23 protein-coding genes are annotated in these 23,333 nt (G+C 59.2%); 11 read left to right on the top strand and 12 right to left on the bottom strand.

Annotation, left to right across the window (positions count from 1 at the left end):
- The 8 genes from AAFM15_RS03485 (at position 1) to AAFM15_RS03450 (ending at position 6,727) form a co-directional block, all read left to right on the top strand.
- Positions 1–651 (top strand): SPOR domain-containing protein, encoded by a 651-nt coding sequence (locus tag AAFM15_RS03485; protein ID WP_341685310.1) that lies wholly within the window; start codon positions 1–3, stop codon positions 649–651.
- A 20-nt stretch (positions 652–671) separates the two neighbouring features.
- Entirely contained in the window at positions 672–1,313 is a 642-nt protein-coding gene (locus tag AAFM15_RS03480) for a thiol:disulfide interchange protein DsbA/DsbL (RefSeq protein WP_341685309.1), read from the top strand.
- A gap of 83 nt (positions 1,314–1,396) precedes the next feature.
- Positions 1,397–2,005, top strand: coding sequence for a lipopolysaccharide transport periplasmic protein LptA (lptA, locus tag AAFM15_RS03475; protein ID WP_341685308.1), 609 nt, complete (start codon positions 1,397–1,399; stop codon positions 2,003–2,005).
- Positions 2,002–2,757, top strand: a complete 756-nt coding sequence (gene lptB, locus AAFM15_RS03470; protein ID WP_341685307.1) for an LPS export ABC transporter ATP-binding protein — start codon at positions 2,002–2,004, stop codon at positions 2,755–2,757. Before lptA ends, lptB begins: the two co-directional genes overlap by 4 nt.
- A gap of 14 nt (positions 2,758–2,771) precedes the next feature.
- Positions 2,772–4,295: an RNA polymerase factor sigma-54 gene (locus tag AAFM15_RS03465; RefSeq protein WP_341685306.1), complete on the top strand. Its 1,524-nt coding sequence runs from the start codon at positions 2,772–2,774 to the stop codon at positions 4,293–4,295.
- Between the two features lie 10 nt (positions 4,296–4,305).
- A complete protein-coding gene (locus tag AAFM15_RS03460; RefSeq protein ID WP_341685305.1) occupies positions 4,306–5,559 on the top strand; it encodes a THUMP domain-containing protein in 1,254 nt (417 codons plus the stop codon).
- Positions 5,556–5,975, top strand: coding sequence for a putative toxin-antitoxin system toxin component, PIN family (locus AAFM15_RS03455; protein WP_341685304.1), 420 nt, complete (start codon positions 5,556–5,558; stop codon positions 5,973–5,975). Before AAFM15_RS03460 ends, AAFM15_RS03455 begins: the two co-directional genes overlap by 4 nt.
- Positions 5,972–6,727 carry a UPF0149 family protein gene (locus tag AAFM15_RS03450; RefSeq protein ID WP_341685303.1) on the top strand — a complete coding sequence of 252 codons (756 nt, stop codon included), beginning with the start codon at positions 5,972–5,974 and terminating at the stop codon, positions 6,725–6,727. The genes AAFM15_RS03455 and AAFM15_RS03450 overlap by 4 nt, the downstream gene beginning before the upstream one ends.
- 53 nt (positions 6,728–6,780) lie before the next feature.
- On the opposite strand, the gene AAFM15_RS03445 is transcribed toward AAFM15_RS03450, so the two are convergent.
- The 4 genes from AAFM15_RS03445 to AAFM15_RS03430 form a co-directional block, all read right to left on the bottom strand.
- Entirely contained in the window at positions 6,781–8,346 is a 1,566-nt protein-coding gene (locus AAFM15_RS03445; RefSeq protein WP_371833078.1) for a class I adenylate-forming enzyme family protein, read from the bottom strand.
- Positions 8,346–9,602: an acyl-CoA dehydrogenase family protein gene (locus tag AAFM15_RS03440; RefSeq protein WP_341685301.1), complete on the bottom strand. Its 1,257-nt coding sequence runs from the start codon at positions 9,600–9,602 to the stop codon at positions 8,346–8,348. Before AAFM15_RS03440 ends, AAFM15_RS03445 begins: the two co-directional genes overlap by 1 nt.
- On the bottom strand, positions 9,599–10,354 hold the full coding sequence (locus AAFM15_RS03435) for an alpha/beta hydrolase (RefSeq protein ID WP_341685300.1): 756 nt from the start codon (positions 10,352–10,354) through the stop codon (positions 9,599–9,601). The genes AAFM15_RS03440 and AAFM15_RS03435 overlap by 4 nt, the downstream gene beginning before the upstream one ends.
- A 68-nt stretch (positions 10,355–10,422) precedes the next feature.
- Complete coding sequence (locus tag AAFM15_RS03430; RefSeq protein ID WP_341685299.1) at positions 10,423–11,496, bottom strand: peptidase M29; 1,074 nt, start codon at positions 11,494–11,496, stop codon at positions 10,423–10,425.
- Positions 11,497–11,559: 63 nt separating this feature from the next.
- On the opposite strand from AAFM15_RS03430, the gene AAFM15_RS03425 reads away from it, so the two are divergent.
- Genes AAFM15_RS03425 through AAFM15_RS03415 form a run of 3 tightly spaced genes read left to right on the top strand, consistent with a single transcriptional unit; the run spans position 11,560 to position 13,749 of the window.
- Entirely contained in the window at positions 11,560–12,129 is a 570-nt protein-coding gene (locus tag AAFM15_RS03425; RefSeq protein WP_341685298.1) for a flavin reductase family protein, read from the top strand.
- A gap of 2 nt (positions 12,130–12,131) precedes the next feature.
- Positions 12,132–12,581, top strand: a complete 450-nt coding sequence (locus tag AAFM15_RS03420) for a MarR family transcriptional regulator (RefSeq protein WP_341685297.1) — start codon at positions 12,132–12,134, stop codon at positions 12,579–12,581.
- Positions 12,582–12,639: 58 nt separating this feature from the next.
- Complete coding sequence (locus AAFM15_RS03415; protein WP_341685296.1) at positions 12,640–13,749, top strand: SPOR domain-containing protein; 1,110 nt, start codon at positions 12,640–12,642, stop codon at positions 13,747–13,749.
- On the opposite strand, the gene AAFM15_RS03410 is transcribed toward AAFM15_RS03415, so the two are convergent.
- From AAFM15_RS03410 to AAFM15_RS03375, 8 genes are all read right to left on the bottom strand, one after another.
- Positions 13,746–15,098, bottom strand: a complete 1,353-nt coding sequence (locus AAFM15_RS03410; protein WP_341685295.1) for a chloride channel protein — start codon at positions 15,096–15,098, stop codon at positions 13,746–13,748. The two genes, AAFM15_RS03415 and AAFM15_RS03410, sit on opposite strands and share 4 nt — an antisense overlap.
- Positions 15,099–15,145: 47 nt before the next feature.
- The gene (locus AAFM15_RS03405; RefSeq protein WP_371833076.1) at positions 15,146–15,484 is read right to left on the bottom strand and encodes a YkgJ family cysteine cluster protein; all 339 of its coding nucleotides are present in this window, start codon (positions 15,482–15,484) and stop codon (positions 15,146–15,148) included.
- A 60-nt stretch (positions 15,485–15,544) separates the two neighbouring features.
- Positions 15,545–15,892 carry a rhodanese-like domain-containing protein gene (locus AAFM15_RS03400; protein WP_341685293.1) on the bottom strand — a complete coding sequence of 116 codons (348 nt, stop codon included), beginning with the start codon at positions 15,890–15,892 and terminating at the stop codon, positions 15,545–15,547.
- A gap of 44 nt (positions 15,893–15,936) precedes the next feature.
- Positions 15,937–17,052, bottom strand: coding sequence for an aromatic ring-hydroxylating dioxygenase subunit alpha (locus AAFM15_RS03395; RefSeq protein ID WP_341685292.1), 1,116 nt, complete (start codon positions 17,050–17,052; stop codon positions 15,937–15,939).
- 271 nt (positions 17,053–17,323) lie between these two features.
- A complete protein-coding gene (locus AAFM15_RS03390) occupies positions 17,324–17,701 on the bottom strand; it encodes a hypothetical protein (protein ID WP_341685291.1) in 378 nt (125 codons plus the stop codon).
- A 581-nt stretch (positions 17,702–18,282) separates the two neighbouring features.
- Positions 18,283–18,630 carry a hypothetical protein gene (locus tag AAFM15_RS03385; RefSeq protein ID WP_341685290.1) on the bottom strand — a complete coding sequence of 116 codons (348 nt, stop codon included), beginning with the start codon at positions 18,628–18,630 and terminating at the stop codon, positions 18,283–18,285.
- Positions 18,631–18,772: 142 nt separating this feature from the next.
- A complete protein-coding gene (locus AAFM15_RS03380; protein WP_341685289.1) occupies positions 18,773–20,005 on the bottom strand; it encodes a tyrosine-type recombinase/integrase in 1,233 nt (410 codons plus the stop codon).
- A gap of 308 nt (positions 20,006–20,313) precedes the next feature.
- Positions 20,314–23,118, bottom strand: a complete 2,805-nt coding sequence (locus AAFM15_RS03375; protein ID WP_341685288.1) for a phage/plasmid primase, P4 family — start codon at positions 23,116–23,118, stop codon at positions 20,314–20,316.
- Positions 23,119–23,333 lie beyond the last annotated feature (215 nt).

The raw sequence follows: 23,333 nt of genomic DNA, 5'->3' as shown, positions 1-23,333 counted from the left end.
ATGAGCATGCATGCACAACGCGGTGGGACATTTTTAGGATTCATCCTGGGCTTGGTGGTCGGCCTGGGCGTCGCGCTGGGCGTGGCCATTTACGTCATGAAAGTGCCCACCCCGTTCTCCAACAAGGTCGGCTCATCCAGCGCAGACAGCTCTGGCGAAAGCAAAAAGGACTGGAACCCGAACAGCGTGCTCCAACCGAAAGCCCCAGCCGAAACACCCCAGGCCTCTGGCGATGCATCCACCGCCCCGGCCGTAAACACGCCAGCAGCTCCCGCAGGCTCAGCCACCCCAGCGACCCAACCGGCCAGCAAATCAGCTGCAGCCCCAGCGGTCAACGCCGACCCCTTGGGTGAACTGGCAAAAACACAAGCCGGCATGAGCACCGCGCCTGCCGACGCCAAGCCTGCAGCCGACCCTTACAGCTATTTCATCCAGGTGGGCGCCTTCCGCACCACCAGCGATGCCGACACCATGCGCGCCAAGCTGGCACTGCAGGGTTTTGACGCCAAGGTTTCCGAACGCGAGCAAGCGGGGCGTACCGTCTACCGCGTCCGTTTGGGACCGTTTGACAGCAAAGATGGCGCCGAAACCATGCGATCACGCCTGGACAAGCAAGGTATTGAAAACACCCTGGTGCGCGCACAGCGCTGAACCGTTAAAGGAGTTGCCACATGAACCGTCGTCACCTGACTCTGGCCCTTGTGAGTGGAAGTCTGTTCAGCACAACAGGCTGGGCCCAACAGCGCAGCTTTGCGCAAGGCACCGACTACCTCGAGCTGCGCCAGCGCGTGGCGACCGAGGCCCCTGCAGGACAGGTGGAGGTCATCGAGTTTTTCTGGTACAGCTGCTCTCACTGCTTCCAGTTTGAACCACAGTTCGCACAGTGGCACAAAGCGCCCCCGAAGGGTGTGGTGGTCAAGCGCGTGCCTATCGCCTTTCGCGAGGACTTCGCGCCCCAACAGCGCCTGTATTACACACTCGAAGCCCTAGGCCTGGTCGAGAAACTGCATGGTGCGGTCTTCAACACCATCCACGTGCAGAAAAAACCGCTCAAGACCGACGCCGAGATCCTGAGCTGGATCAGCCAGCAAGCAGGTGTTGATGCAGCCAAGTTCCAGCAAACCTACCAATCCTTTGGTGTGGCGACAAAAGTGCGACGCGCGACACAACTGCAAAACGAATACCACATTGAGGGCGTGCCCTCCTTTGGGATCGCCGGTCGCTTTTATACCGACGGCTCCATGGCAGGGGGCATGTCACGCGCCCTGCAGGTGGTCGAAAGCCTGGCTGCCCGCGCACTCAGCGGCCGCTGAACGACACCGCAACAGAAAAAATCGTGGCCACACAGCCGTGTGGCCACAGTGTCGGCCTACAATAAAGCAAGAATCGCGCCGACATGAGCAAATCACTCGCCCTTACCCTGAGCCTTGCGACTTGCATGCTGACCCCCTGGTTCGCACAAGCCGAGAAGGCCGATCGCCAAGCCCCGATGAACATCGAGGCTGACAGCATGCGTCACCAGGAAACCGACCAGGTCACGCAGTTCCACGGCAAAGTGGTGGCCACCAAGGGCACCTTGGTGCTGCGTGCTGCGCATGTCACCGTGCGGCAGTTTCCCGATGGGCGTCAGCTCGCGGAACTCACACCAACGCCGGGCGAACGCGTCTTCTTTCGCCAAAAGCGTGAAGGCCTCGATGAGTTTGTTGAAGGCGAAGCCGAATGGGCCCAATATGACAGTCAGGCCGATGTCTTGACGCTCAAGCAGCGTGCAGAGCTTCGCACCTTGCGCGGCACCCAAATGGCCGACCGCGTGCAAGGCAACATCATCGTCTTCAACAACACGACCGAAACCTACACCGTGGATGGCCAGCCACGCAGCGGCACCAGCACACCAGGCCAACGCGTCAAGGCCACCTTGAAGCCGCGCGAGCAAAGCCCTGCAGCCAACACCGGCACCACCAGCCCTGCGCCCAAACTGCGCACCAGCCCGCTCCCCGCACAATGAGTACCGACGCCCCTTCCAGCCTGAGCGCCAGCCACCTACGCAAAGCCTATGGCAGCCGTCAGGTGGTACATGACGTTTCCGTCAGCGTGAACAAAGGCGAAGTGGTCGGCCTGCTCGGCCCCAACGGTGCAGGCAAGACCACTTCGTTTTACATGATCGTGGGCCTGGTGCCTGCGGACGGCGGACGCATCGAAATTGACGGCCAGGACGTCACCCGCATGCCGATCCACAAACGCTCGCGCATGGGCCTGTCCTACCTGCCGCAGGAAGCTTCCATTTTTCGCAAGCTCAATGTGGCCGAGAACGTGCGTGCTGTGCTGGAGTTGCAAACCGATGAGGCAGGCAAGCCCCTGAGTGAGCGGGAAATCGACCACCGACTTCAAGCCCTGCTGGCGGATCTGCGCGTGGATCATTTGCGCGACTCTCCAGCCGTGGCGCTGTCGGGCGGAGAACGCCGCCGGGTGGAAATTGCCCGCGCCCTGGCCACGCAGCCTCGCTTTATCTTGCTCGACGAACCCTTCGCCGGCATTGACCCCATTGCCGTGATCGAGATCCAGCGCATCATCGCCTTTCTCAAGCAACGCGGCATCGGCGTACTCATCACCGACCACAACGTGCGCGAAACGCTGGGCATTTGCGATCAGGCCTACATCATCAGCGAAGGGCGTGTGCTCGCTGAAGGCTCACCCGACGACATCGTGGCCAACGCCGATGTGCGCCGGGTGTACCTGGGCGAACACTTCCGTATGTAAGGCCTGAGATGTCCATGAAACCAGGCCTGTCGCTGCGCATGTCGCAGCACCTGGCGCTCACGCCGCAGCTGCAGCAATCCATTCGCTTGCTGCAGCTGTCCACGCTGGAGCTGAGTCAGGAGGTCGAGCAGATGCTCGACGACAACCCCTTTCTGGAAATCGATCACGAAGCCAGTGAGCGCGAAGCTTATGGTCTGGACCAGGCCGACGCCCGCACCAGCACGGGCGATCATCTCAGCGAAGTCAGTGCCGACAAAGGCAGCGATCACGAACCCGACACCAGCGTGCAAAGCGATGAGCCCGATTGGGGTGGTGACGGCACCGTCGAATGGTCTGCCGACGACAGCGAATGGGGTGGCGACGCCCCTGCCCGCCAGCATGATGACGACCAGGCCAGCGCCACCGAACTGGCCCGCAGCCAGGAAGACCTGCACACGCACTTACACCGTCAGAGCCTGAGCCTGCGCTTGTCGCCCGAAGACCGTGCCGCCCTGCGTTACCTGATTGAATCTCTCAATGAAGACGGTTATCTTGAAGACAGCCTGGAAAGTCTGGCCCAGTCCCTTGCAGGCAGCGATGACCTGGAAACCCTGGACGAATTGCAGCATCGCTTTCGTGTGGCCTTGGGCTTGTTGCAGTCGCTCGAACCCGTAGGCGTGGGTGCACGCGATCTTGCCGAGTGCTTGCAGCTACAACTGCAGGCGCAACTGGCCGAGACGCCCGACAACCCCATACTGCAAGCCGCAGCAGCAATCTGCCAACAACCCCTGGAACTGCTGGCCAAGCGCGATTTGAAAAAACTTGCCAGCTTGTGCGGCGTCGATGCAGACACCACTCGCCAGGCCCTGCAGCTGATTGGCAAACTCGAACCCAAACCCGGTCGCGCCTTTGTGCAGGTCCAGCAGAACATTGTGGTGCCCGACGTCATCGTCACCACCATTGCCCGCTCACAGCCGCCACGCTTTCGAGTACAACTCAATCCAGAGGTCATGCCCAAGCTGCGCGTGCACGATATTTACGCCCGTGCACTGCGCGGCGGCAAAAGCGATGCGCACCAAGCCCTGCAACAGCGTCTGCAGGAAGCGCGCTGGTTCATCAAAAACATTCAGCAGCGCTTTGACACCATCTTGCGGGTCTCCAGCGCCATCGTCGAGCGCCAACGCAATTTCTTTGTGCAAGGCGAGCTGGCCATGCGTCCGCTGGTGTTGCGCGAGATTGCCGACGAGCTGGGCATGCACGAATCCACCATCAGCCGCGTCACCACCGCCAAATACATGGCCACCCCACAAGGCACTTTCGAGCTCAAGTATTTCTTTGGCTCCGGCCTGGGCACCGAAAGCGGCAATGCGGCCTCCAGCACCGCCGTGCGCGCCCTGCTCAAACAACTGGTGGCCGCAGAGAACCCCGCCAAACCCCTGTCCGACAGCAAACTCTCCGACATGCTCAAGGAGCAAGGCATCGACTGTGCCCGCCGCACTGTGGCCAAATACCGCGAGGCGCTCAAAATCGCCCCCGCCAACTTGCGCAAAACGCTTTAAAAAGAAATCTGTGAATTCACTGCAACTGTTCATGCCCTGCGCCGCAGGGGTTGAAGAATTTCTGGCCGATGAGGTACACCACCTCACTGGCCTGACCGGGCACGACCTGATGACTGGCCGCGGCGGCGTGGTGGTCAACGCCAGCTGGCGCGAAGCCATGCGCCTGAACCTGCACAGCCGACTGGCGCAGCGCGTGCTGGTGCAGCTCTCGCACACCCCCTACCGCAGCGAAGCCGATCTGTACGAAGCCGCCAGCAACGTGGCCTGGGAAATCTGGTTCACGCCCAAGCAAACCTTCAAGATCGAGATCACCGCGCAACACAGTCCACTCAAGAGCCTGAACTTTGCCGCGCTCAAAATCAAGGATGCTGTGGCCGACCGCTTCCGAGCCAAGCGCGGCGAGCGCCCCAGCGTGGAAACCACCTGGCCCGATGTGCGCATCTACGCTCACCTGACACGCGAGCACGTCACGCTGTACATCGACACCTCCGGCGAGCCGCTGTTCAAGCGTGGCTGGCGTACCGACAAAGGCGATGCGCCGCTCAAGGAAACTTTGGCTGCAGCCATGATTGCTGCCAGCGGTTGGGACGCCACCACCCCGCTGTACGACCCCTGCTGCGGCAGCGGCACCATCCCCATTGAGGCCGCCCAAATCGCCTGCGGCATTGCCGCGGGCAGCCAGCGCCGTTTTGGTTTTGAAAAACTGATGCCCTTCCAGGCGCATGTGTGGCAAGGCCTGAAAGACGAAGCACGCGCCATGGAACACGCCCCCACTGCACCTGTCTTTGGCAGCGATGTGGCGCACCGCATGGTCGACTTTGCCCAGCGCAACGCCGAGCGCGCGGGTGTGGCCCGCGCCCTGCAGCTGCGCGGTGGCGACGCGCTGCAGCGCATGCCCCCCAGCGAGGTGCCGGGCGTCATGCTGCTCAACCCGCCCTACGGCGAGCGCATTGCCGCCGCTGGTGTGGCCGGACGAGGACGCGAAAGCTTTCAACCTGGCCAGCTGGCGGCCGCACGCGCTGGCCGCGAAGCTGCACAAACCGACGACGGCAGCGACTTCTTTTTGCGCCTCTCGGCCCACTGGAAAAAGAACTTTGCCGGCTGGAGCGCCTGGATGCTCACGCCCGACCTCAAACTGCCCGGTCGCATGCGCTTGAAAGAATCGCGCCGCGTGCCCATGTGGAACGGTCCGATCGAATGCCGCCTGTTCCGCTTTGACATGGTCGCGGGCAGCACCCGTCGCGATACAGGTGAGTCGACATGACCCTTCGGGTTCTGGACACCAATATCGTGCTGGATTTGTGGGTGTTCGACGACCCGGCCTCTGCGACTCTGCGCCAAAGCGTGCAAGACGGCTCCACCTGTTGGCTTGCCACGGCTGCGATGCGCGAAGAACTCGCTCGCGTGCTGGACTACCCGCAAATTGCCAAGCGCTTGAGCGCACGCGAGTTGCCCGCACAAACCATTCTTGAACGTTTTGACCAACACGTCACGCTGCAAGCAGACGCCCCTAAAGCGCCCTACACCTGCAAGGATGCCGATGACCAAAAATTCATCGACCTCGCCGTTCAACACAGCGCAGCGCTGCACAGCAAGGACGCACAAGTGCTGTGCATGAAAAACCGCCTCGCCCGCTGTGGCGTCCTCTTAAACCCACCTCTTCTGGAAACCACCCCATGACCGGTCTTGAAGCCAAAGATTTTGATGCGCTCGACGACATCCTCGACGATTTGCGCACCCGTAACGAAGAAACGCCGCAGTGGGAATTTTGCGAAGGTTTTTTAGCCGCGCTGGCCTGCTGCCGCCGCCGCATTCCCGAGCAGGAATGGCTGGATGTGCTGCTCGGTCTGGATGATGGTGGCAGCTTTGCCGACGATGCCCAGCGCCAGCAATTTCTCGACTTATGGACGCGCCGCAGCATTGAAGTACTCGCGGCCCTGGACACCGAGATCAAAGCGCTGGACGAAGACTCGGCCTATGCACCAGAGGTGATGGACGTGCGTGGCGCGATCGCGTCGTTGCCCCCAGAAGAGCGCACCGAAGTCGAAGGCGAAGACATTCCCTCTTTTGCACAAGTGTGGGCCCTGGGCTTCATGTTCGCCATCGAAAGCTGGCCCGAAGAGTGGGAAGCCCCCAAAGACAAGGAAGCCGCCAAGTGGCACGACAGCTCGCTTGAAGCCATCGTCGCCCTGACCGAGGACGACACCGACGAAGCCACTCTGTCCGCCTTTGGCGAAGACGGCCCACCCAGCGTCAGCGAGACCCGCCTGAACGCCTACGCCGAAGCACTGTGGGCAGTGTACGACCTGCGCGAAATCTGGCGCAGCATTGGCCCGCGCGTGCAACAAGTCATCAAAGACGAGACTCCCGGCCGCAACGACCCCTGCAGTTGCGGCAGCGGCAAGAAATACAAAAAGTGCTGCGGTGCCTGAGCACGCCTGAACGCGCTTGACGCACATGGCCCACGCCGACGACCTGCCGCTGTTTACAAAAACAATTGCGCCTGCAGCGCCGGCTTGAGCACTTTGCCCAGTGCACTTTTAGGCAGGGCGTCTACAAACACCACTCGGCGCGGCAGCTTGAAGCGGGCGATGCGCTCGCGCAGGTGGAAGAGCACGGCCTCGTCGTTCAGGGCCCGTCCTGCGGCATCGGGTGCACGCACCAGCACCGCCACCGGCACCTCGCCCCATCGTGCATCAGACACGCCCACCACCGCGCATTCCAAAACGCCGGGCAAGGTCACCAGCAGGTTTTCGATTTCGGCCGGGTAGATGTTTTCACCGCCCGAGATGATCATGTCCTTGCTGCGACCCACGATGGTGATGCACCCGTCTGTGGCGCGCTGACCCAGATCGCCAGAGTGGAACCAGCCGTCCTGCAAGCCTGCGCCAGCCGCACCGTCAGCACGCCAGTAGCCACGCATCAGGTTGGCGGCGCGAATGCAGACTTCGCCCGTTTCTCCAGGCGCAACTTCCTGACCTTGGGCATCGACCAGTTTGACTTGCGCTTCGGGTTGAGGCCAGCCTGATGCCCCGACATGGGCCATGGCTTGGGTCAAGCGCAACACAATCGACACGGGTCCGGTTTCGGTGGTGCCATACACCTGCCCGACCGGCACACCGCGTGCGTGCAGCGTCTCAAGGTAAGCCAGGGGCACGGTGGACGAGCCGGTCATGATGCCGCGCAGACACGACAAGTCGGCATCTGCCCAACGCGGGTGTTCAAACAGCGCTCGCATCGTGGCTGGCACCAGCAGTGACAGGGTGGGACGGCTGGTGGTCATTTCATCGAGCCAGGCACCCGGATCAAAGCGCGGGTGCAACACCACTTCCACGCCTGCCAGCAGGGCTGGCAGGGTCTGGATGCACAGGCCACCCACATGGAACATTGGCAATGTGGACAACACTTTGTCGCCCGACTCAAAACCATGAGCCCACTGCGCCGCACGCGCATTGGCCAGCAGCGCCGCTTGTGTGTGTACCGCCCCCTTGGGTACGCCCGTGGTGCCAGAGGTGTAGACCAGCAGTACGGCATCGTCGCTGCTCACCTGCGGCAGTGGCAGGCCACGTGGCGCGGCAGTGGCGATCAAAGTGTCTTGGTGGGTCAAGCGAAAAAGATTGCCGCAGGCCTGTGGCAATCCTTTTGCCAACAACAACTGCGCCGTCTCTGCATGCGCACTGTCGTGCACCAACAGGGTAGGTTTTGCATCATCCAGCACTTGTTGCAGCTCAGGCACTGCCAAGCGAAAGTTGAGTGGCAAAAACACAGCCCCCAAACGCGCACAGGCCACCAGCGTGACCAGTTGCAGCTCGTGGTTGAAACCCAGCCAGGCGACACGGTCACCCGCTTGCACGCCCCAGGTGGCTTGCAGGTGTGCGGTCACACGCTCGACGCGCCGCCAGAACTTGGCAAAGTCGTAGGTGAACCTGTCGTTGTTGTGCGTCAATGCTGTGCGCTCGTCACCCCGAAAGGTCATGGCAGGTTGCGCGCCGCGCTCGTATGCCAGCTGTGCAAAGCGCGCTGCAATCAGGCTGGGTTCAGCATCCCACATCATTCGTCTTTTTCACCGGGTTCGTAAAGCGCATCGCGGCCGATGCGGTCCATGCACAGCTCTGCGGTCCAGGGCAGCATGAGGGCGCCGCAACGTGCATCGCGGTACAGCCGCTCCAAGGGCAGACTCTTGAGCATGGACTGGCCGCCGCAGGTGCGGATCGCCAGGCGCGCCATGTCCTGTGCGTTCTCCATGATGGTGTACTGCGCCGCATAGGCGCGCAGACGGGCAGACTTGCTCGGGTCCACCTTGGCGTCTTCAATCGCGCGCAAAAAGAGATTGCGGGTTTGTTCGAGCTTGATGAACATCTCGGCCACCGCGATCTGTTTCGTGGCGAACTGGCGGCGCTTGACGGGACCAGTGCCCGGAATTTCGCCGCGCAGATAGGCCACGGTGAAGTCGTATGCAGCCTGCGCGATGCCCATGTAGGTCGGCGCCAACGTCATGAACATGTGTGGCCAGCGGCTGGCGGCCTGGAAGTACAGGCCCTGCGGCATGAGCGCCGCATCATCGGGCACGAAGACGTCCTTGAACACCAGGTTGCGCGAGACGGTGGCGCGCATGCCCAGTGGATCCCAGTCACCTTCGACCGTCAGGCCCGGGGCGGTGCGCGGGACGGCCAGGTACAGGGTGTCACGGCGCGAGAGGTCGGCGCCGGGTTTTTTCTCGGTGCATAGCACGCCAAAGAAGTCAGCGGCATCCGACAGCGAGGCAAAAATCTTTTTGCCGTTGACCTTCCAGCCGCCTTCGACCTTGACGGCGGTGGTGCCAAAGGGCTGAGCGCCCGCAGCAGCAGCGCCGCCTTCGGAAAACGGTTGGGCGTAAATGGCACCGTCTTTCACCACGCGGGCAAAGTGCACCGCCTGATGCTGACGATGCGCGGCGCGCTGCTCGGGCGTCATCTCCAGGTCTTCAGACAGCAGGCCGCTCCAGAGCATGGTGCACACGTGCATATTGAAGGTCAGCGCCGTCGCGCCGCAGTAGCGGCCAATCTCGGCCGAAACCATGGCATAAGTGGCGTAGTCGGCGCCATGGCCGCCGTGGGCTTCGGGCACGCACAAGGCCAACAGACCGGCCTCGCGCATGTCATCGTAGTTGGCAAACGGAAACTGCGCGTCTCGGTCCAGCTGCGCAGCACGGCCAGCGAACTTGTCGCGGCCCAGTTGGCGGGCCAATGCCATCAGCTTTTGCTGCTTCTCGGTCAGAGGGTAGTCGTCGCCACAAATCGGCATGGTCTTGTCTTGCACGTCGGTCATGAAATGCTCCGCAAAAATGGCAGGAGTGCAGCGGTAAAGCTGTCAGGTTGTTCAAAAGTCAGCAGATGCCCCACCCCGCTCAGACACAGGTATTGGGCATTCGGAATTTTTTCGGCCATGCGCTGCACCACCGCGGGCGCAGCGGTGCGGTCGTGCTCACCTGCAATGCACAAGGTGGGCACAGTGATGGTCGGCAACGCCGCGCGTTGCTCGAACTGCACCAGGGCGCTCAGGGCAGCCTTGTAGGCCGCAGGTGTGACCGAACTCATGCAGGCCTTGGCATGCATCAGCCCCGGGCCATCAAAACCGGGAGCCACCATGGTGGGCACCAAGCCCTCGGCCACATCGGCCATGCTTTGGCCCGCCTCAATCGGCGCCAGACGCTGCGCGATAAAGCTTTGCTGGAAATCGCCGCTGCCATGCCCAAACGCCGGGCTGCTGGCGGCCAGCACCAAGCCTGCCACGCGCTCGGGGTGACGAGCCCACATCTGAAGAGCCACCATGCCACCCAGACTGTGTCCAACCAACACGGCTTGTTGCACACTGTGTGCGTCCATCAACGCCGCCAGTGCATCGGCCAAGCCGTCGAAGGTGTAGGGGTCGATGCTCGGGCTATCACCATAGCCGGGCATGTCCCAGGCCAAGCTGGGGTACCCGGCATCGACACAGGCTTGCTGGATGGGCGCCCAGCCGCTGGCGCGACCGCCGATACCGTGCAGGAAGACAATGGATGGCCGCGCTTCGCTCGCCATCACTGTAGTTCAAACCGCGACGGCGTCCGGCACGTCAGCGCGCGCGACGCGCGGCGATCTGTCCGTGCTCATGCCAACGCCTCTGGCACCAGTTCACCCGCGTTGACGATCACAGCCCCGTCCAATTGCACGGTACAACCGCGCATGGGCAGGTCAAAGTGCCCCAAGGTGTGGCGGCCCGCCACTTCGTTGGCACCGGTCGAATACAGAAAGTTGCCCGCAAAGGCGCGCAGTTCGGTACCGTTGCAGTCACGCTTGTCATAGAAGGTCATCGCGTCCCAGCGTGCCGCCGGGTTCAAGCCAAAACCCACATGCGAAACGGCATAGCAGGCACGATGGCCCTCGGCATCTTCCCAGGCTTTGTAATAACCGCGCATCATGTCCGCGTCGACACCATGACCCTCGATGGCAACCACGCTGTCGTCCTCAATCTGCAAGGTGATGGTGTCTCGCAAATAGCGCTTGAAGGTCAGGTTCACATCACCCGGCGCCATGACCAAGGTGCCATTCACGCTGCCTGCGGCCGGAAAAGCCAGCGCCAGCCCCGCAGGCCAGTGCGAAACCATGCCCGGCTTGGGACAAAATCCCCACACGCCACCAACCACCGCCTTGTCCAGGCTCACGCGCAAATCGCTGCCCGCGCTGGAAGTGACATGCATCTGCTGCGTGCCCTTGAGTTTTTTCATGGCACTGCGCACCACGCCTTCGAGAGCTGGGTCGGGCACGGTGCGCTCCAGAATTTCGGGGTGCTCATTGGAAACCATCAACAAACGTGGCCGCTTACCATCTGCGCCTTGCATGATGGTGGGCAACTCGGGCGCATGCAGAAGGCCTTCGACGGTGCAGTCCACCACAAAGTCTGCGCGTGCCAACGAAGCCACCACCGGCGCCAGCTGGGCAATGGCATCACTTGCACCGGTCGAGCGCACAGGCGCTGGCGCGCTCAGGGTCGGCGTGGTCAGTGTGACTTCAAACACGCGCGCCCCCAATCCCTCCAGCGCCAAGCGCGCCAAGTCCACATTCACTCGGCGGGATTGGGTTTCGGCCACAATCGCCACCACTTCACCCGGCTGCACTTGGCACAGCGTAAAGGTGCGGGCAAAGGCTGCGAGCCATTTGTGTTCAATGCGTTCTACCAACATGCCTGTCTCCTGTGCGAATCAGTTTATATGAAATTTCATGGATAACCAGCCATAATCCAGCCCATGCGCTCTCCCGTTCGTGCCTCCAGCGAGCCCGGCCAACTGGCCCGGCCGCCCGACTTTGAATCGGCCCATTTCCGGCAGGCCCTGTCGCGCTTTGCTACCGGTGTGACCGTGGTCACGACTTTCGCCCCTGGCGCCAGCAAGGGCGACACCCATAGCAGCAGTTTTGCAGGCATCACCGCCAGTTCATTCAATACCTTGTCCTTGCAGCCACCGCTGGTGCTGTGGAGCCTGGGTACCCAGGCGCGCAGCCTGCCGCTGTTTCATGCCGGCACACACTACGTGATCAACGTGCTCGCAGCCGACCAGCTCGAGCTGTGCCAGCGCTTTGCCTACGGCCAAGGGGATCGCTTTGCGCAAACCCCCTACCAGCTTGGCCAGGCTGGCCTGCCCATTCTGAACGGCGCACTGGCCTGGTTTGAATGCCACAACCGCAGCCGCTACGAAGAAGGCGACCATGTGCTGTTTGTGGGCGAGGTTGAACGTTGCGGCTTCACCCCAGAGGCCTCCGGTCTGATTTTTCATACTGGCCAGTTCGGCCAGTTTGCGCCCCTGTCCGAGCGGGGCTGAACGTGACCCATCGAACAAGCAAGACCCAGCAAGGCTTTGTTCAGGACTACCTGGCTTACCTGCTGGCGCGGGCGAGCCACGACATTTCTGCCGAATTCCACGAGCAAGTACTGGCCAGTGGCCTGAGCGTGATGCAGTGGCGCGTGCTGGCCAGCCTGTCGGACAGCCCGCCCCTGAGCATTGGCGCACTGGCCGACATCGTGTTGGCCCAGCAACCCACCGCCACCAAACTGGTCACCCGCATGGTCCAGGACGGCCTCATCAAGCGTCTGCCCCACCCGCAGGACAAACGCTCGGTGCTGGTCACACTCACCGCCCTGGGCAGGCACAAAGCCACCCCCTTGCTGCACAAAGCCCGCGCGCACGAGGCACAGGTACTGGCACGGCTACCCGGCACCGATACGGCAGCGCTCAAAGACATGCTGCGCCGCTGGATTGAACATTCCTTGTGATCACAAGTGCAAGACTTTTGCATCCAAAAGTCCACTGAGTTTCATGCACAATGGGGGCATGGCTATCCATACACACGACCTGTTCAACGAAGACCAAGCCGCCTGGCTCGAAGACCTGCACGAGGGCCTGCTCTGCCTGGTCTTGCACAGCTCCAGCGCACAACTGCTGCAAGACACATCGAAAAATCTGCAAGCCTTGTGGCAACAAGCCCAGGCCGGCCAGATTGAAGTCTTTGATGGCAGGCACTGTCAGGACATCATCCGCCGCTTCAACGAACAAGTCGCAGCTCACTCAGCCTCCATTGCGGCGCTGCCTCCCGACCCGGAACGACCTGCCCACCTGTGGCTTGTACAGAACGCCCAAGCCCTCTCGGCAGACCAGGTGCACTTGCTCGGTCAGATGCTGGTACACCTGCCTGGTGTCAACCTCCGCTTTGTGTTGCTGCATGAAGGCAGCACTCCGCTTGCCAACTGGGCCGATGCCACAGAAGGCTTGGCCGATACGCACGAACTGCTGCCACCGCCCCCGTCGCCCGAGCCTACGATAGACATGCTCGACTTTGCAGCCGATGCCGACGAGGAGAAGCCCGCGTCAGAGCCGCAACCGCCGTCGCGCGAGCGCGCTCTGGCTTTGCCCGTCAACAAGCTGTGGCTGGGCGCCGCTGGACTGGCCATTTTTGCGCTTGGTTTTGCAACCGGACGCTTCAGCGCGCCTGCAGCGCCAAGCACCGCCGTTGTACGCCAGGATGCATCGCTCATGCCCGCGCCCACTGAACCGGCATCTGCCGTGATTCAGAGCACAGGCAACAGCGCCAGCGCACCTGCCGCTGCCGCTGCAACAGCCGCAGCAACTACCCCCCAAAGCCCATACGCCGCCGACATGCAGTGGCTGCGTAAATTGCCAGTCAACAGCTTTGTGGTGATGCACGACAGCTTTACCGATGCAGGCGCCGCGCAAGCCTTCCGGGGCAAGCATGCCATTTTGAAAACCGCACGCATTGTGCCCATCAAAGCATCCGGTCAAACGCGCTATGCCCTGATCAGCGGCCCCTTCCGCAGCGAAGACCGAACGAGAGGTTTCGTGTCACGACTGGACTGGAAAAAGTCATCGCGGGTGGTGTCCCGTCAGCAAATGATTGACGACATGAGCGCCGCCCTGGACAACTAAGCTCCAGCCTGGCTGGCATGCTCATCCCGCCTGACACTGGCGGGAAGACGTTGCAGCTGCATCAGCGTCAAGGCCGAATACAGCGGGGTACTGACCAAGCGCGACACCCCGCTGGCAATCAGCGCACTGGCCATCAAGCTCAACACCAGCTGGTGCCCCGTGACCATCTCCATCACGATGATGAAAGCCGTCAGCGGCGCTTGCGTCACAGCCGCCAAGAAACCTGCCATGCCCAATGCAATCAGCGTTGGCGCATTGGGGTAGTTCAACAAAACAGCCAAGTCATTGCCCAAAGCTGCGCCAATGGCCAGCGAGGGCGCAAAGATGCCTGCAGGCACACCGGCCCAGGTGCTCAGCCAGGTCGCCAGCATTTTCCAGATCACATACAACTGCGACACATCGTTCTGGTTGTCGAGCATGGCTCGCGTGTGCGCATACCCTCCACCAAAAGTGGCTCCTTGAGTCAACACCCCAATGACCGCAACCGCCAAGCCACAAAGAGCTGCAAACTTCAGTGGGGACACGTGGCGAAAACGATGCAACCAAAACCTGGACTTGCCATGCAATGAGTGAATCAGCAAGCGCGAGAACAGCCCGCCCAGCAGACCACTGCAGACCGCCACCAGCAAAGCCGGCAACAGCAGATGCCAGCCAATCAAGTCCACCTGGATGCGTCCGAAGTAAGTGACATTGCCGTAAACCGACACCGCCATCAAGCCCGACAAAATAATGGCCGACAGCAGCAAGCCACTGCGTCGGTCTTCCGGATGGCGTGACAGTTCTTCAATCGCAAACATCACCCCGCCCAACGGCGTGTTGAACGCCGCCGCAATGCCAGCAGCTCCCCCTGCCAGCATCAGGCCCGAGTCACGAATTTGAGAGTCTTTGGAAAGCCAGCGGCGCGCGTTGTGCATGACCCCCGCCGCAATCTGAACCGAAGGTCCCTCGCGCCCCAAAGACAAACCGGCAAACACCCCCGCCGTGGTCAAAAACATTTTGGCCACACTCAAACGCAGGGACACAAACAAATTGCGGTGCGCCCGGGGCGTTTGCGGCGAAAGCGCCGCCATCACCTGAGGAATGCCAGAGCCTGCCGTACCCGGGAAAAAGCGACGAGTGACATACACAACCGCCACGGTGAGCAAGGGGGTCCAGATCAAAGGGAACCAGAAATATTGGCTCTGGTAACGAAAGAACGTCTCCAGCGCATGCTCGGACATCCAGGTAAAGGCTACCACCGTCAAACCGGAAAGTACGGCAAACAGCAGCACCACAAAACGATCAGACCAAAGCCGCCAATCGGCAAATTCGGCTTTGATGGATTCAATGATTTCCGGGTTCTTGAGCATGGGAGGGCGCCTGCTGCACGAGCCCTCATTCTATATTTGCGCAAATGTCATCGCTGTACCTGCCGGACACCATAGGGACAGTAGCCCGGCTTGGGCCCCACCTGCGGGTGCAGCCGACAGGTGGATGGTCGCAGTTCGTACACCTTGCAACGGCGCGTGTGAGCGTCCAGGTTGCAACAGTCGCCATTGGCTCGCCGCGCCAGGGTGAAGATCTCATTCTTGAAATTGAAATGCCCCACCAGCCCCGCCTTGGTCAGACGCTTGGCAATATTCTTTGCACTCTCGTGCTCCGCCTCGAATGGATCCACCCATCCCAGGCCAACCAGATCGGGCAAACGCACCTCCACAGGCATGGTGCAGCAATGGGCCTGGCACTTGTCGCACATGCCGGCTTTGTAGCGGCTCCAAGTCTCTAGCCGATCCACATCCACAAACACGGCAACACCTTATTTGAGAAAGTTACGCCAGCCGCCAATGTTGTACACCGGCGCATAGCCCTGCTTGCGCAACATCACACCCGCCATGCCGCTGCGCGTGCCGCTGGCGCAACCCACCACCACGGGCACGCCCTTGGGCACTTCGACCAGGCGCCCACCCAACTCCTGCAATGGAATGTTGATGGTCCCAGGCGCGCTGGCCTGCGCAAACTCGGCAGCCGAACGCACATCGATCAACACCGCACCCTGCTGCCTGAGCGCAGGCATCATGCCCACCACACGCTGCGAGCGCCACCATTTGTAGCCAAACCACGCCAGCAGCAACGCCAGGGGGCCATAGTCCTTCAGTACATCCAAGACCAACTCCTCTTACTCAACACTCAAATTTCAATGACGGCGAGTTATAACACTCGCCGAGAGGCGTCAGTGCTGCCTTGAGCATTGGCGCGGGCCAGCAAGTAGCGACGCATCGCCACCGAGGGGCCGTCCGCGCCCACCGAAAACTCATACAACTCTTGCGGCGGCGTCCGGGCCAGCACTGTTTCCTGCAAAGCCAGTCCATCCACATCCTCCTGGAATGCGACAAACAACTGCTCGTGCATGAAGCGGGTCATGGCCTTGTCGTGTTGCGCAAAATCGCGTCCGTGCACCACAAAGTAATGGGTGCTGGTGGCCGTTTCGGGGGTGGGTAAATGTGCGGTCCGAATCCGGAACGTAGGTCGATCTGTTTCGGGCAAGGTGCAGTCGTGGAAAGAGACGGACACCTCGTGCATACCGGGCGAACGGAACTCCGAACGCACGATGCGGGCCGCCTGCCCCTGTCCCTTGATGCCCGTGGGCTCGGCCCATACAGGCGGCAAAGTGGTCGGCACCACATTGCGCCTGACCACAAAGTGACCCTCGCCAATGTCTGTTTCGTAGGCTGCACTGGCGTAATCCGGCGTGCCAAAACTCCTGGCATGCAGAAAACTCAGATGCGTCAAATCGAGCAGGTTTTCTTGCAGGCGCACATAACTGGCTTTGAGGGGCAGATAGCCCTTGGAGGTTTCCCAGTCGCCACTGGTCAACCAATCCTGATCCGGCAGGCGTTGCGGATCGGCGGTTTCGTTTTCGCCCATCCAGATCCACACCACAGGGCCACGCTCCAGCGTGACATAAGTGCGCACCCCCATCGAGCGGGGACAAGTGGCTTGCGAAGGCACATGCACACAGTCCCCCTCAGCATTGAACCGCATGCCATGGTAGGCGCACACGATCTGTCCGTCCTGCAGCTGACCCGCTGACAAAGGCATGGAACGGTGAGGACAACGGTCCTCCATCGCCACCACACGGCCCTCCGGGTCCCGGTACATCACAACACCACGCCCGAGCAAAGTCCTCGCCAGCAATTGCGGCCCAAGCTCATCGGCAAACGCGGCCACATACCAGTCATCGAAAACAAACGGGGTGTGCCTGTCGGCCATCCTGGACGATGCATTTTGTGCGGCAAGCATGACGGAAGCTGCGGGACGGGCCATGGCAATCAATCCTTCGGAAATCGTCGGGACATTTTAGACAGGCCTAATCCCCTGCGCGCTCACCTTATCGCAGTGTCGTGCCCGATTGAGTATGCAAAGAAAAACCGCCGCCCTACATGTACTCCAAGGAACAGGACATTGCCGAGCTATTGCTGGCTCTGCACAAAATCCCTAGCAAGATGCGCAAACAAAAAGTGGGCGCACTGATGGCCCACATGGCGCAAGCCTGAACCCGGTCAGCGAACCAGCTCTGCCGGATTTCGCGGTCAACTCACCCAAAAATTGCTCTGCCAATCAGCCTTGATGGCAACAATGTAAAAAGCCCCGTGACAACTAAGGCACCCAAGTAAATGCCTTTCATGGTTTTTCCATGGTGAGAGACACTGTGCCGTCTTGCAAGCAGAACCCCAACAACCAACATCACCAAGGCAAAAATGGAAAGCGCATGGATCCAGCTGTACCCATTTCTTTGAATTCCAAAGGACGCCAGTGCGACCAGCACCATCAACCCAACCCAGATCCAGCCCATCAAACGATGGCTGAAATCCCCCTTGCGCCTAAACAGTAGAACGGCACCAACGAGCAAGGCTGAAGTCGCCGTCACAGTGTGAGCGATGATGAGCGGAGTCCATTGGTAACTATTAGCCATAGTGGCATTTTGCACTCGATTTGCCCGATGTAAGCCAACTCCACAACTGATATCCCAGCACGCCTACCTTATGCAATGCTCCTCCAGGTGGGGCGGCGAACTCGAAAAATCGACACAGGTATAAGTCCTTGTTACCCAAGGCGATGTGCGAGTGCTACGGCGTAAGAGTTGGTGTTTTTTTCCCAGAGAACAGCGGGTAGAAAAGGGTCAAACTGGGTACTGTAGGTGCCTGTTCCCCACGTGTACTGTGGGAAGCCCAAATGAAAAGGCCCAACTGAGAACAGTTGGGCCTTCATATTGGTGGCCTGGGACGGAATCGAACCATCGACACGCGGATTTTCAAGACAAGCGAGTGACCGCTTACTTTTTAGGTAAGTCAAAGAAAATAAACAAGTTTCTGGCTTCTGGTCTCCTGTTTTTCGAGTCACCGAACTGCATGCCGAACTGGGCCGAACTATGGCGGCTGGCACACCAAATTTATCGAACTGCGGCAATAGGTTACGTATGCCGACACCGAACTTTTGACCGAACCCAAGTGCTGAATCAGTGAGGTGTTCCGTCCGACGGAAGCTCCCCCAAGCCTACTCAGTGTCACGAGCTTGCAAGTGATGCATTTCGGTGAGCACCAATCCTGCAAGTGCGAGTATTGGAATAGGAACATATCGCTCCCAGAAAACGACAAGCATTGAGACAGCACCTAAACCCATTCCACCAGACAACACAAAAAGGATCCGTGCTGTATTTGGATATCGCTTTGCCGACAGGACCGCAGCCAAAAGAATTGACGGTGCGAAAAGGGGAATCACGAAAGTGTAGACATTGAGATAACCCTCCTGCACCAACCGCAATACTTGTGACATTGCAAATACATGCCACAACTGCAGCGCCGCAGATGCTGCCAATACGATGCGAAGATAGGCTTGGGTCATGAGATCTGATTAAAGTCTGTTCCAGAATATACAAGAGACTTGGAGCCGCTGAAAGAAAGAATGCGGACACTACTCATCAGGGATGGCTGTACTTGTCTCCATCAACCGAACCGGGCAGATTTCTCCACCCGGCCCAGTTGGTTTAGGCCGCTCTCTGGAACGGAACCACAACACCCGACGCTCCTGACGGAACCGGCGTCGATGGCGTCGAGTCTGCCGAAGTGACAAACAACGACGCTGTACCTGCCGCCTCCCTGAGTGTGGACATGCTTAACTTTGCATAGCGCTGAGAAACACGTGGGTCACTGTGTCCGAGCAAGACTTGCACGTCATACAAGCTGCGACCAGACGACACCACCATCTCCGCAAACTGGTGGCGCATCGAGTGAAGACGCATCTGCTTGATACCCGCTGCCTTGCGCAAGCGATACCATACACGGGTGATCTCAGTGAAAGGCTTTCCAGTAGCGGGATTGGCAAAAATCGCATCAGAGCACTTTGATTTTGCTGCCTCCCCCAACACCCACAAAGCACTGTCGTTAAGCGGCACCGTCCTGGACTTTTTCGACTTTGCAGTGGCTGCCGGGATTGTCCACAAACCACGATCCATATCGAGCTGATCCCATGTCGCGGTCAACACCTCCATCTTGCGAGCACCAGTACTGAGCAAGAACATGATGATGTTGCACACAGGACGGTTCGAGTCAGTACGCAGTATCTCCACCAAACGGGCAAGCTGCTCCTGATCGGCGACATCGTGCAGTTGGTTGTCCACGTTCAAGAGCTTGACGCCATTAAGGACATTGCGCTCCAAGAACTCCCATTCGACGGCAAGGTTCAAGGCGCGACGCAACAGCTTAATGTCATGGTCCTGTGTCGCGGGCGCTATCTCCATAGCGGCCAAGTCTGTCTGAAACCTTTGCACTTGGTAGCGCGTGATGTCACACAGACGGACATTGCCGAAACGCTCACGGACACGCATGCGGTAGGCTTGCTCATCACGCTTCCAACTGCGCTTATGAACCTTTGCGTAAGGCAGGTAGTGTTCCTGCACGAACGTTTCCAAAGTCATTTCGGCATACACCTGTTGGCCCTTGGGCATCGACTGCAGCACCTTTGCACGCTCGGCCTTTAACTCCCTTGCACGGCGCTTTGCTTGGGTGAGACTGACCTCCTTCACTGCGCCCAAACGAACATACTCATTGGTGCCCTTGGCATTCTTCAGGCGCAAGTACCAAGTGGGGATGGCTTTGGCACTGGCACGGCACTCTACAAAGAGGCCAGGCTCATCTGAAACGCTGTACTCGATCTTTTGCTTTCCGGGCGGGACGATCAAACCCGTGGCCATGAAGGCCGGTGTGAAATTGACTATCAAGATACGTCTCCTTGGACAGAGGGGTGATGAAGACCACCACTCAAGAAAAGTGGTAGCTGGCGATGGATGGCCACACGTTTCCATGCAGTCGTGAAGTGGCTCGCGCCACGGGAATAAAAATGGGACATAGATTCAAAAATTCGTTTAGCGCCATTTAGTTATGACAAATAACCATGTATTCGAGTGGGGAAATCGGGAAATTTTCTGGAGGCCACCCCACCCGGGGGAAATTCGGACGGTCCATGCCACGGCGACGGTGGGGGTAGGCCACCCTACAAAACCCACTTTTTCCGCCCGAAGTCAGCGACTCAAAAGGTCTTCAGTAATTCGTCCAATCTGTCGTTCTTGGACTCGGTCTCTGGCTTAACACTCAAGCCACGGAAAGTCTCGTGACCGTTGAGTTCAACCAGACGCACCCCCATGCCAACGTTGTGCTCCAGCAGGTCTTTCACGCGCCCTTTAGCAAAGGGTTTACGACCTGACTCACTGCACCACTTGGTGTATGCGACATAGAGATCCGAGCGGCGACTGGTGAGGTCTGCACCTAACGCACAACGTTCATAGATAAATTCATCCAAGGATGAGGTGCTGCGACGCCACTGGGCCATGAGGCGGTCATGCGTCGTAGATTTAGAAAAGGCACCATCCGCAAGAAGACGCCTAGCACCTTCGAGCGCCCAGTAGGCAATACCGGGCATTTCGTTGGCAATGATGCGATCTGCCAAACCAGGGTCCAGGGGCAAGCCTGAGCGCAAACGACTGTTGGGGAAGCCCACAATTAACCAACGCGAATAGAAGGCTTCGCCCTGGTCCTTGGTAGTGATCAGATGGTTCGACATGAACAGATGCGCCGCCTCATTCGTGAAGGTGATGGGGCGATGCGTTGGATGACGGCCAGTGATTAGGTCACCGCCGATCACCGTCTTAAAACTTGACCCCGGGATAGCCTCGCCATCAGGCAGCTCTCCGACCACATTGAAACGAGCCCCGGCCAAAGTAGCCACGTGATAGTCTTGTGCCCACTTGAACGGAGAAATCGCCGTTACGTATTCCGGGGGGACCAAATTTCTCAGGAAACGCTCCAAGGTCCCCTTGCCAGCACGACCAAACGGCTCGTAAAAAAGCACCGCCTTCTGGAATTGCGGCATCAGTCCGAGCATGATGGCACCAGCGACCTGCTGCACGAGCGCTATCTGCTGAGCCTCTTCACCGACATTCTCAGAGGCAAAGGTTTCATGCAAGAACGCATCAAACATGGGCGTTGCCTGTTGCGCGGGCGTAATGGACAGCATGACGCGTTGGCGATGCTCAGGCACCAGGTGGACCAGTGAAACACTGCCGTCAACGATTTGATAAAAACCGCCCGGACAAGCGACACCGATTGGCGCATCCTTAAAATATTTTTCGTCAGTAGCCAAAGAAATAGCATGATCTGCAATTACTTTGTAATCGGAGCCACGGCTGCAATGATCCTTCCCATCGTGCATCTCAGCCACGTTCCTGACCAACTTGTCAGTCGGCAAACTTGTCCATAGGCGCGTGTCGGCATCAAGCACGAACAAAGTACCGTGATACCCCACGGGTTTCCAGGCCGCCTCTGTCAACTCCGACAAAAGCGCTTTGGCGTAACCATGATGTGTCTGTGCCTCGACTTTCGTTGACTCCCAGGATTTCACTGCGCTGTCCAATGCTGCAAGTGACACTCTCGGATTTGCCTGCTTTAGGGCAGCACGCTTGCGCTGATATTCGGCAGGTTTGACTTGCTTGATGGAGGCCAAGGACGACACCACACCGTCGTCTAAAACGGTGGCACTGTCAGCAACGACATCAGGAAGAGCGGCATCAATCACTGCCCCAGCCTTGATCAACTTGGCGTCATCCTGCTCAAATTCAGTTAACCAGTGGGTCGTGCCAGTACCGTGATCAAAGACAAAGGGAATGCCATCCTGGTTGACACCAATGAACGCGGCCCAGCTTTCCGAGTCACGAAAAGGAGCTTGGCAACGCAACTTGTCTGCCATGCCTGCCACAAGCAGTTCGCGCACCGTCGTCAATCCCTGTCTCTGCGTCTCAATTTCCGTGCTCAGCTGCAGGTCATTCGCAGTGATGCGAATGGACCCATCGCTCCTTCTCTCAAATGAAACACCTGCTTTACGCGATGAGGACAGCAACTCTTTGTGGTCAAGCAGCACTACAGCCGAAGTGTCCAAGGCCACATTGGCTCGGAGTGTGATCTGTGCCGAAAGCTGAACGACTGACAAACCGTCACCGACCACGGGCTGGCCGTCAAACACCAGACGTCCAGGCGTCCATACACTTTGATCTACCAGTGTTGCCTGCCCCTGCCCAACGATTTCACTTGCATCCTTCTTGCTGTGACGTGGCTTGTTCCAGGCCATGTCCTGATGCCACGCCAAAGGCAATACTGCACTGCGCACACGTTCCATATCGGACGGATTCTGGACATACACCCAGACGTGGCCATTGCCACCGCCAACCGTCTGCCCTCCACGGGCTACGCGAGATGAGGCGGAAGGGACGAATACATAGTTGACCTGGTCAACCCCTGGGATGATGGTCGCCAACTTTCCCAGCCAGTCTTCGATCGAAAGATCAGAAAATTGTTGTGGCGTGTGGCTGTCCACGTCACGATCCAGCAATTGCCAGTTCGATGGCTCAACATTCTCTTTGAAGCGTCCGACTGCCTTGTATGGATTGCCACGATATTCGAGGTGGTGCACACCATTCTGACGCTCACGGTCTGCACATGGAATGCTCAAACGCTCTTCGATTTCGCGTCCGGAGAGGATGATGAATTCTTCGCCGACAGCGATGTCTTTGAAGCGCGCATTGATGATTGCTGCATGTGGGTCATCACCCACTTGATCCAGCAGGTTTACCAGATCTTCGTGCGTAGGCACATGATGTTGGATGGCGATGCCCAAGGACAGACTGACGGAAGATTTCTTGTCAATCGTCCCAGCTGGGTTGATGCTGAACTGTTTGCCGAGGTAGTTGCTCGGGTCACGGACAACAGTGATGATTGCGGATGGTGATGCCGTGAGTGTTGGGGCGACGGCATCCACTGCCCCTAATTGTTGCTTGCTTGTCATGTTCCAGTTTCCTGAATGCGGGAGCTACTGATGCCCCGTGACTTGCGTCACCGGACTATCCGCACTTGCGGTTAGAAACTAGAAAAGTCAAAGCTGTAGATACTGAGGTCACATCGGTTGCCGTAGCCGTAAACAACTTAGCGCCTGCCGCAATCATGGCATTCACTTAATGGAGTTTCAAGTGATCAGTCAGGAAAATTTTTTGCCAACAAGAA

The organism is Limnohabitans sp. (assembly GCF_038134685.1).
Lineage (GTDB): Bacteria > Pseudomonadota > Gammaproteobacteria > Burkholderiales > Burkholderiaceae_C > Limnohabitans_A.
This window is presented reverse-complemented; position numbering and strand designations above follow the sequence as displayed.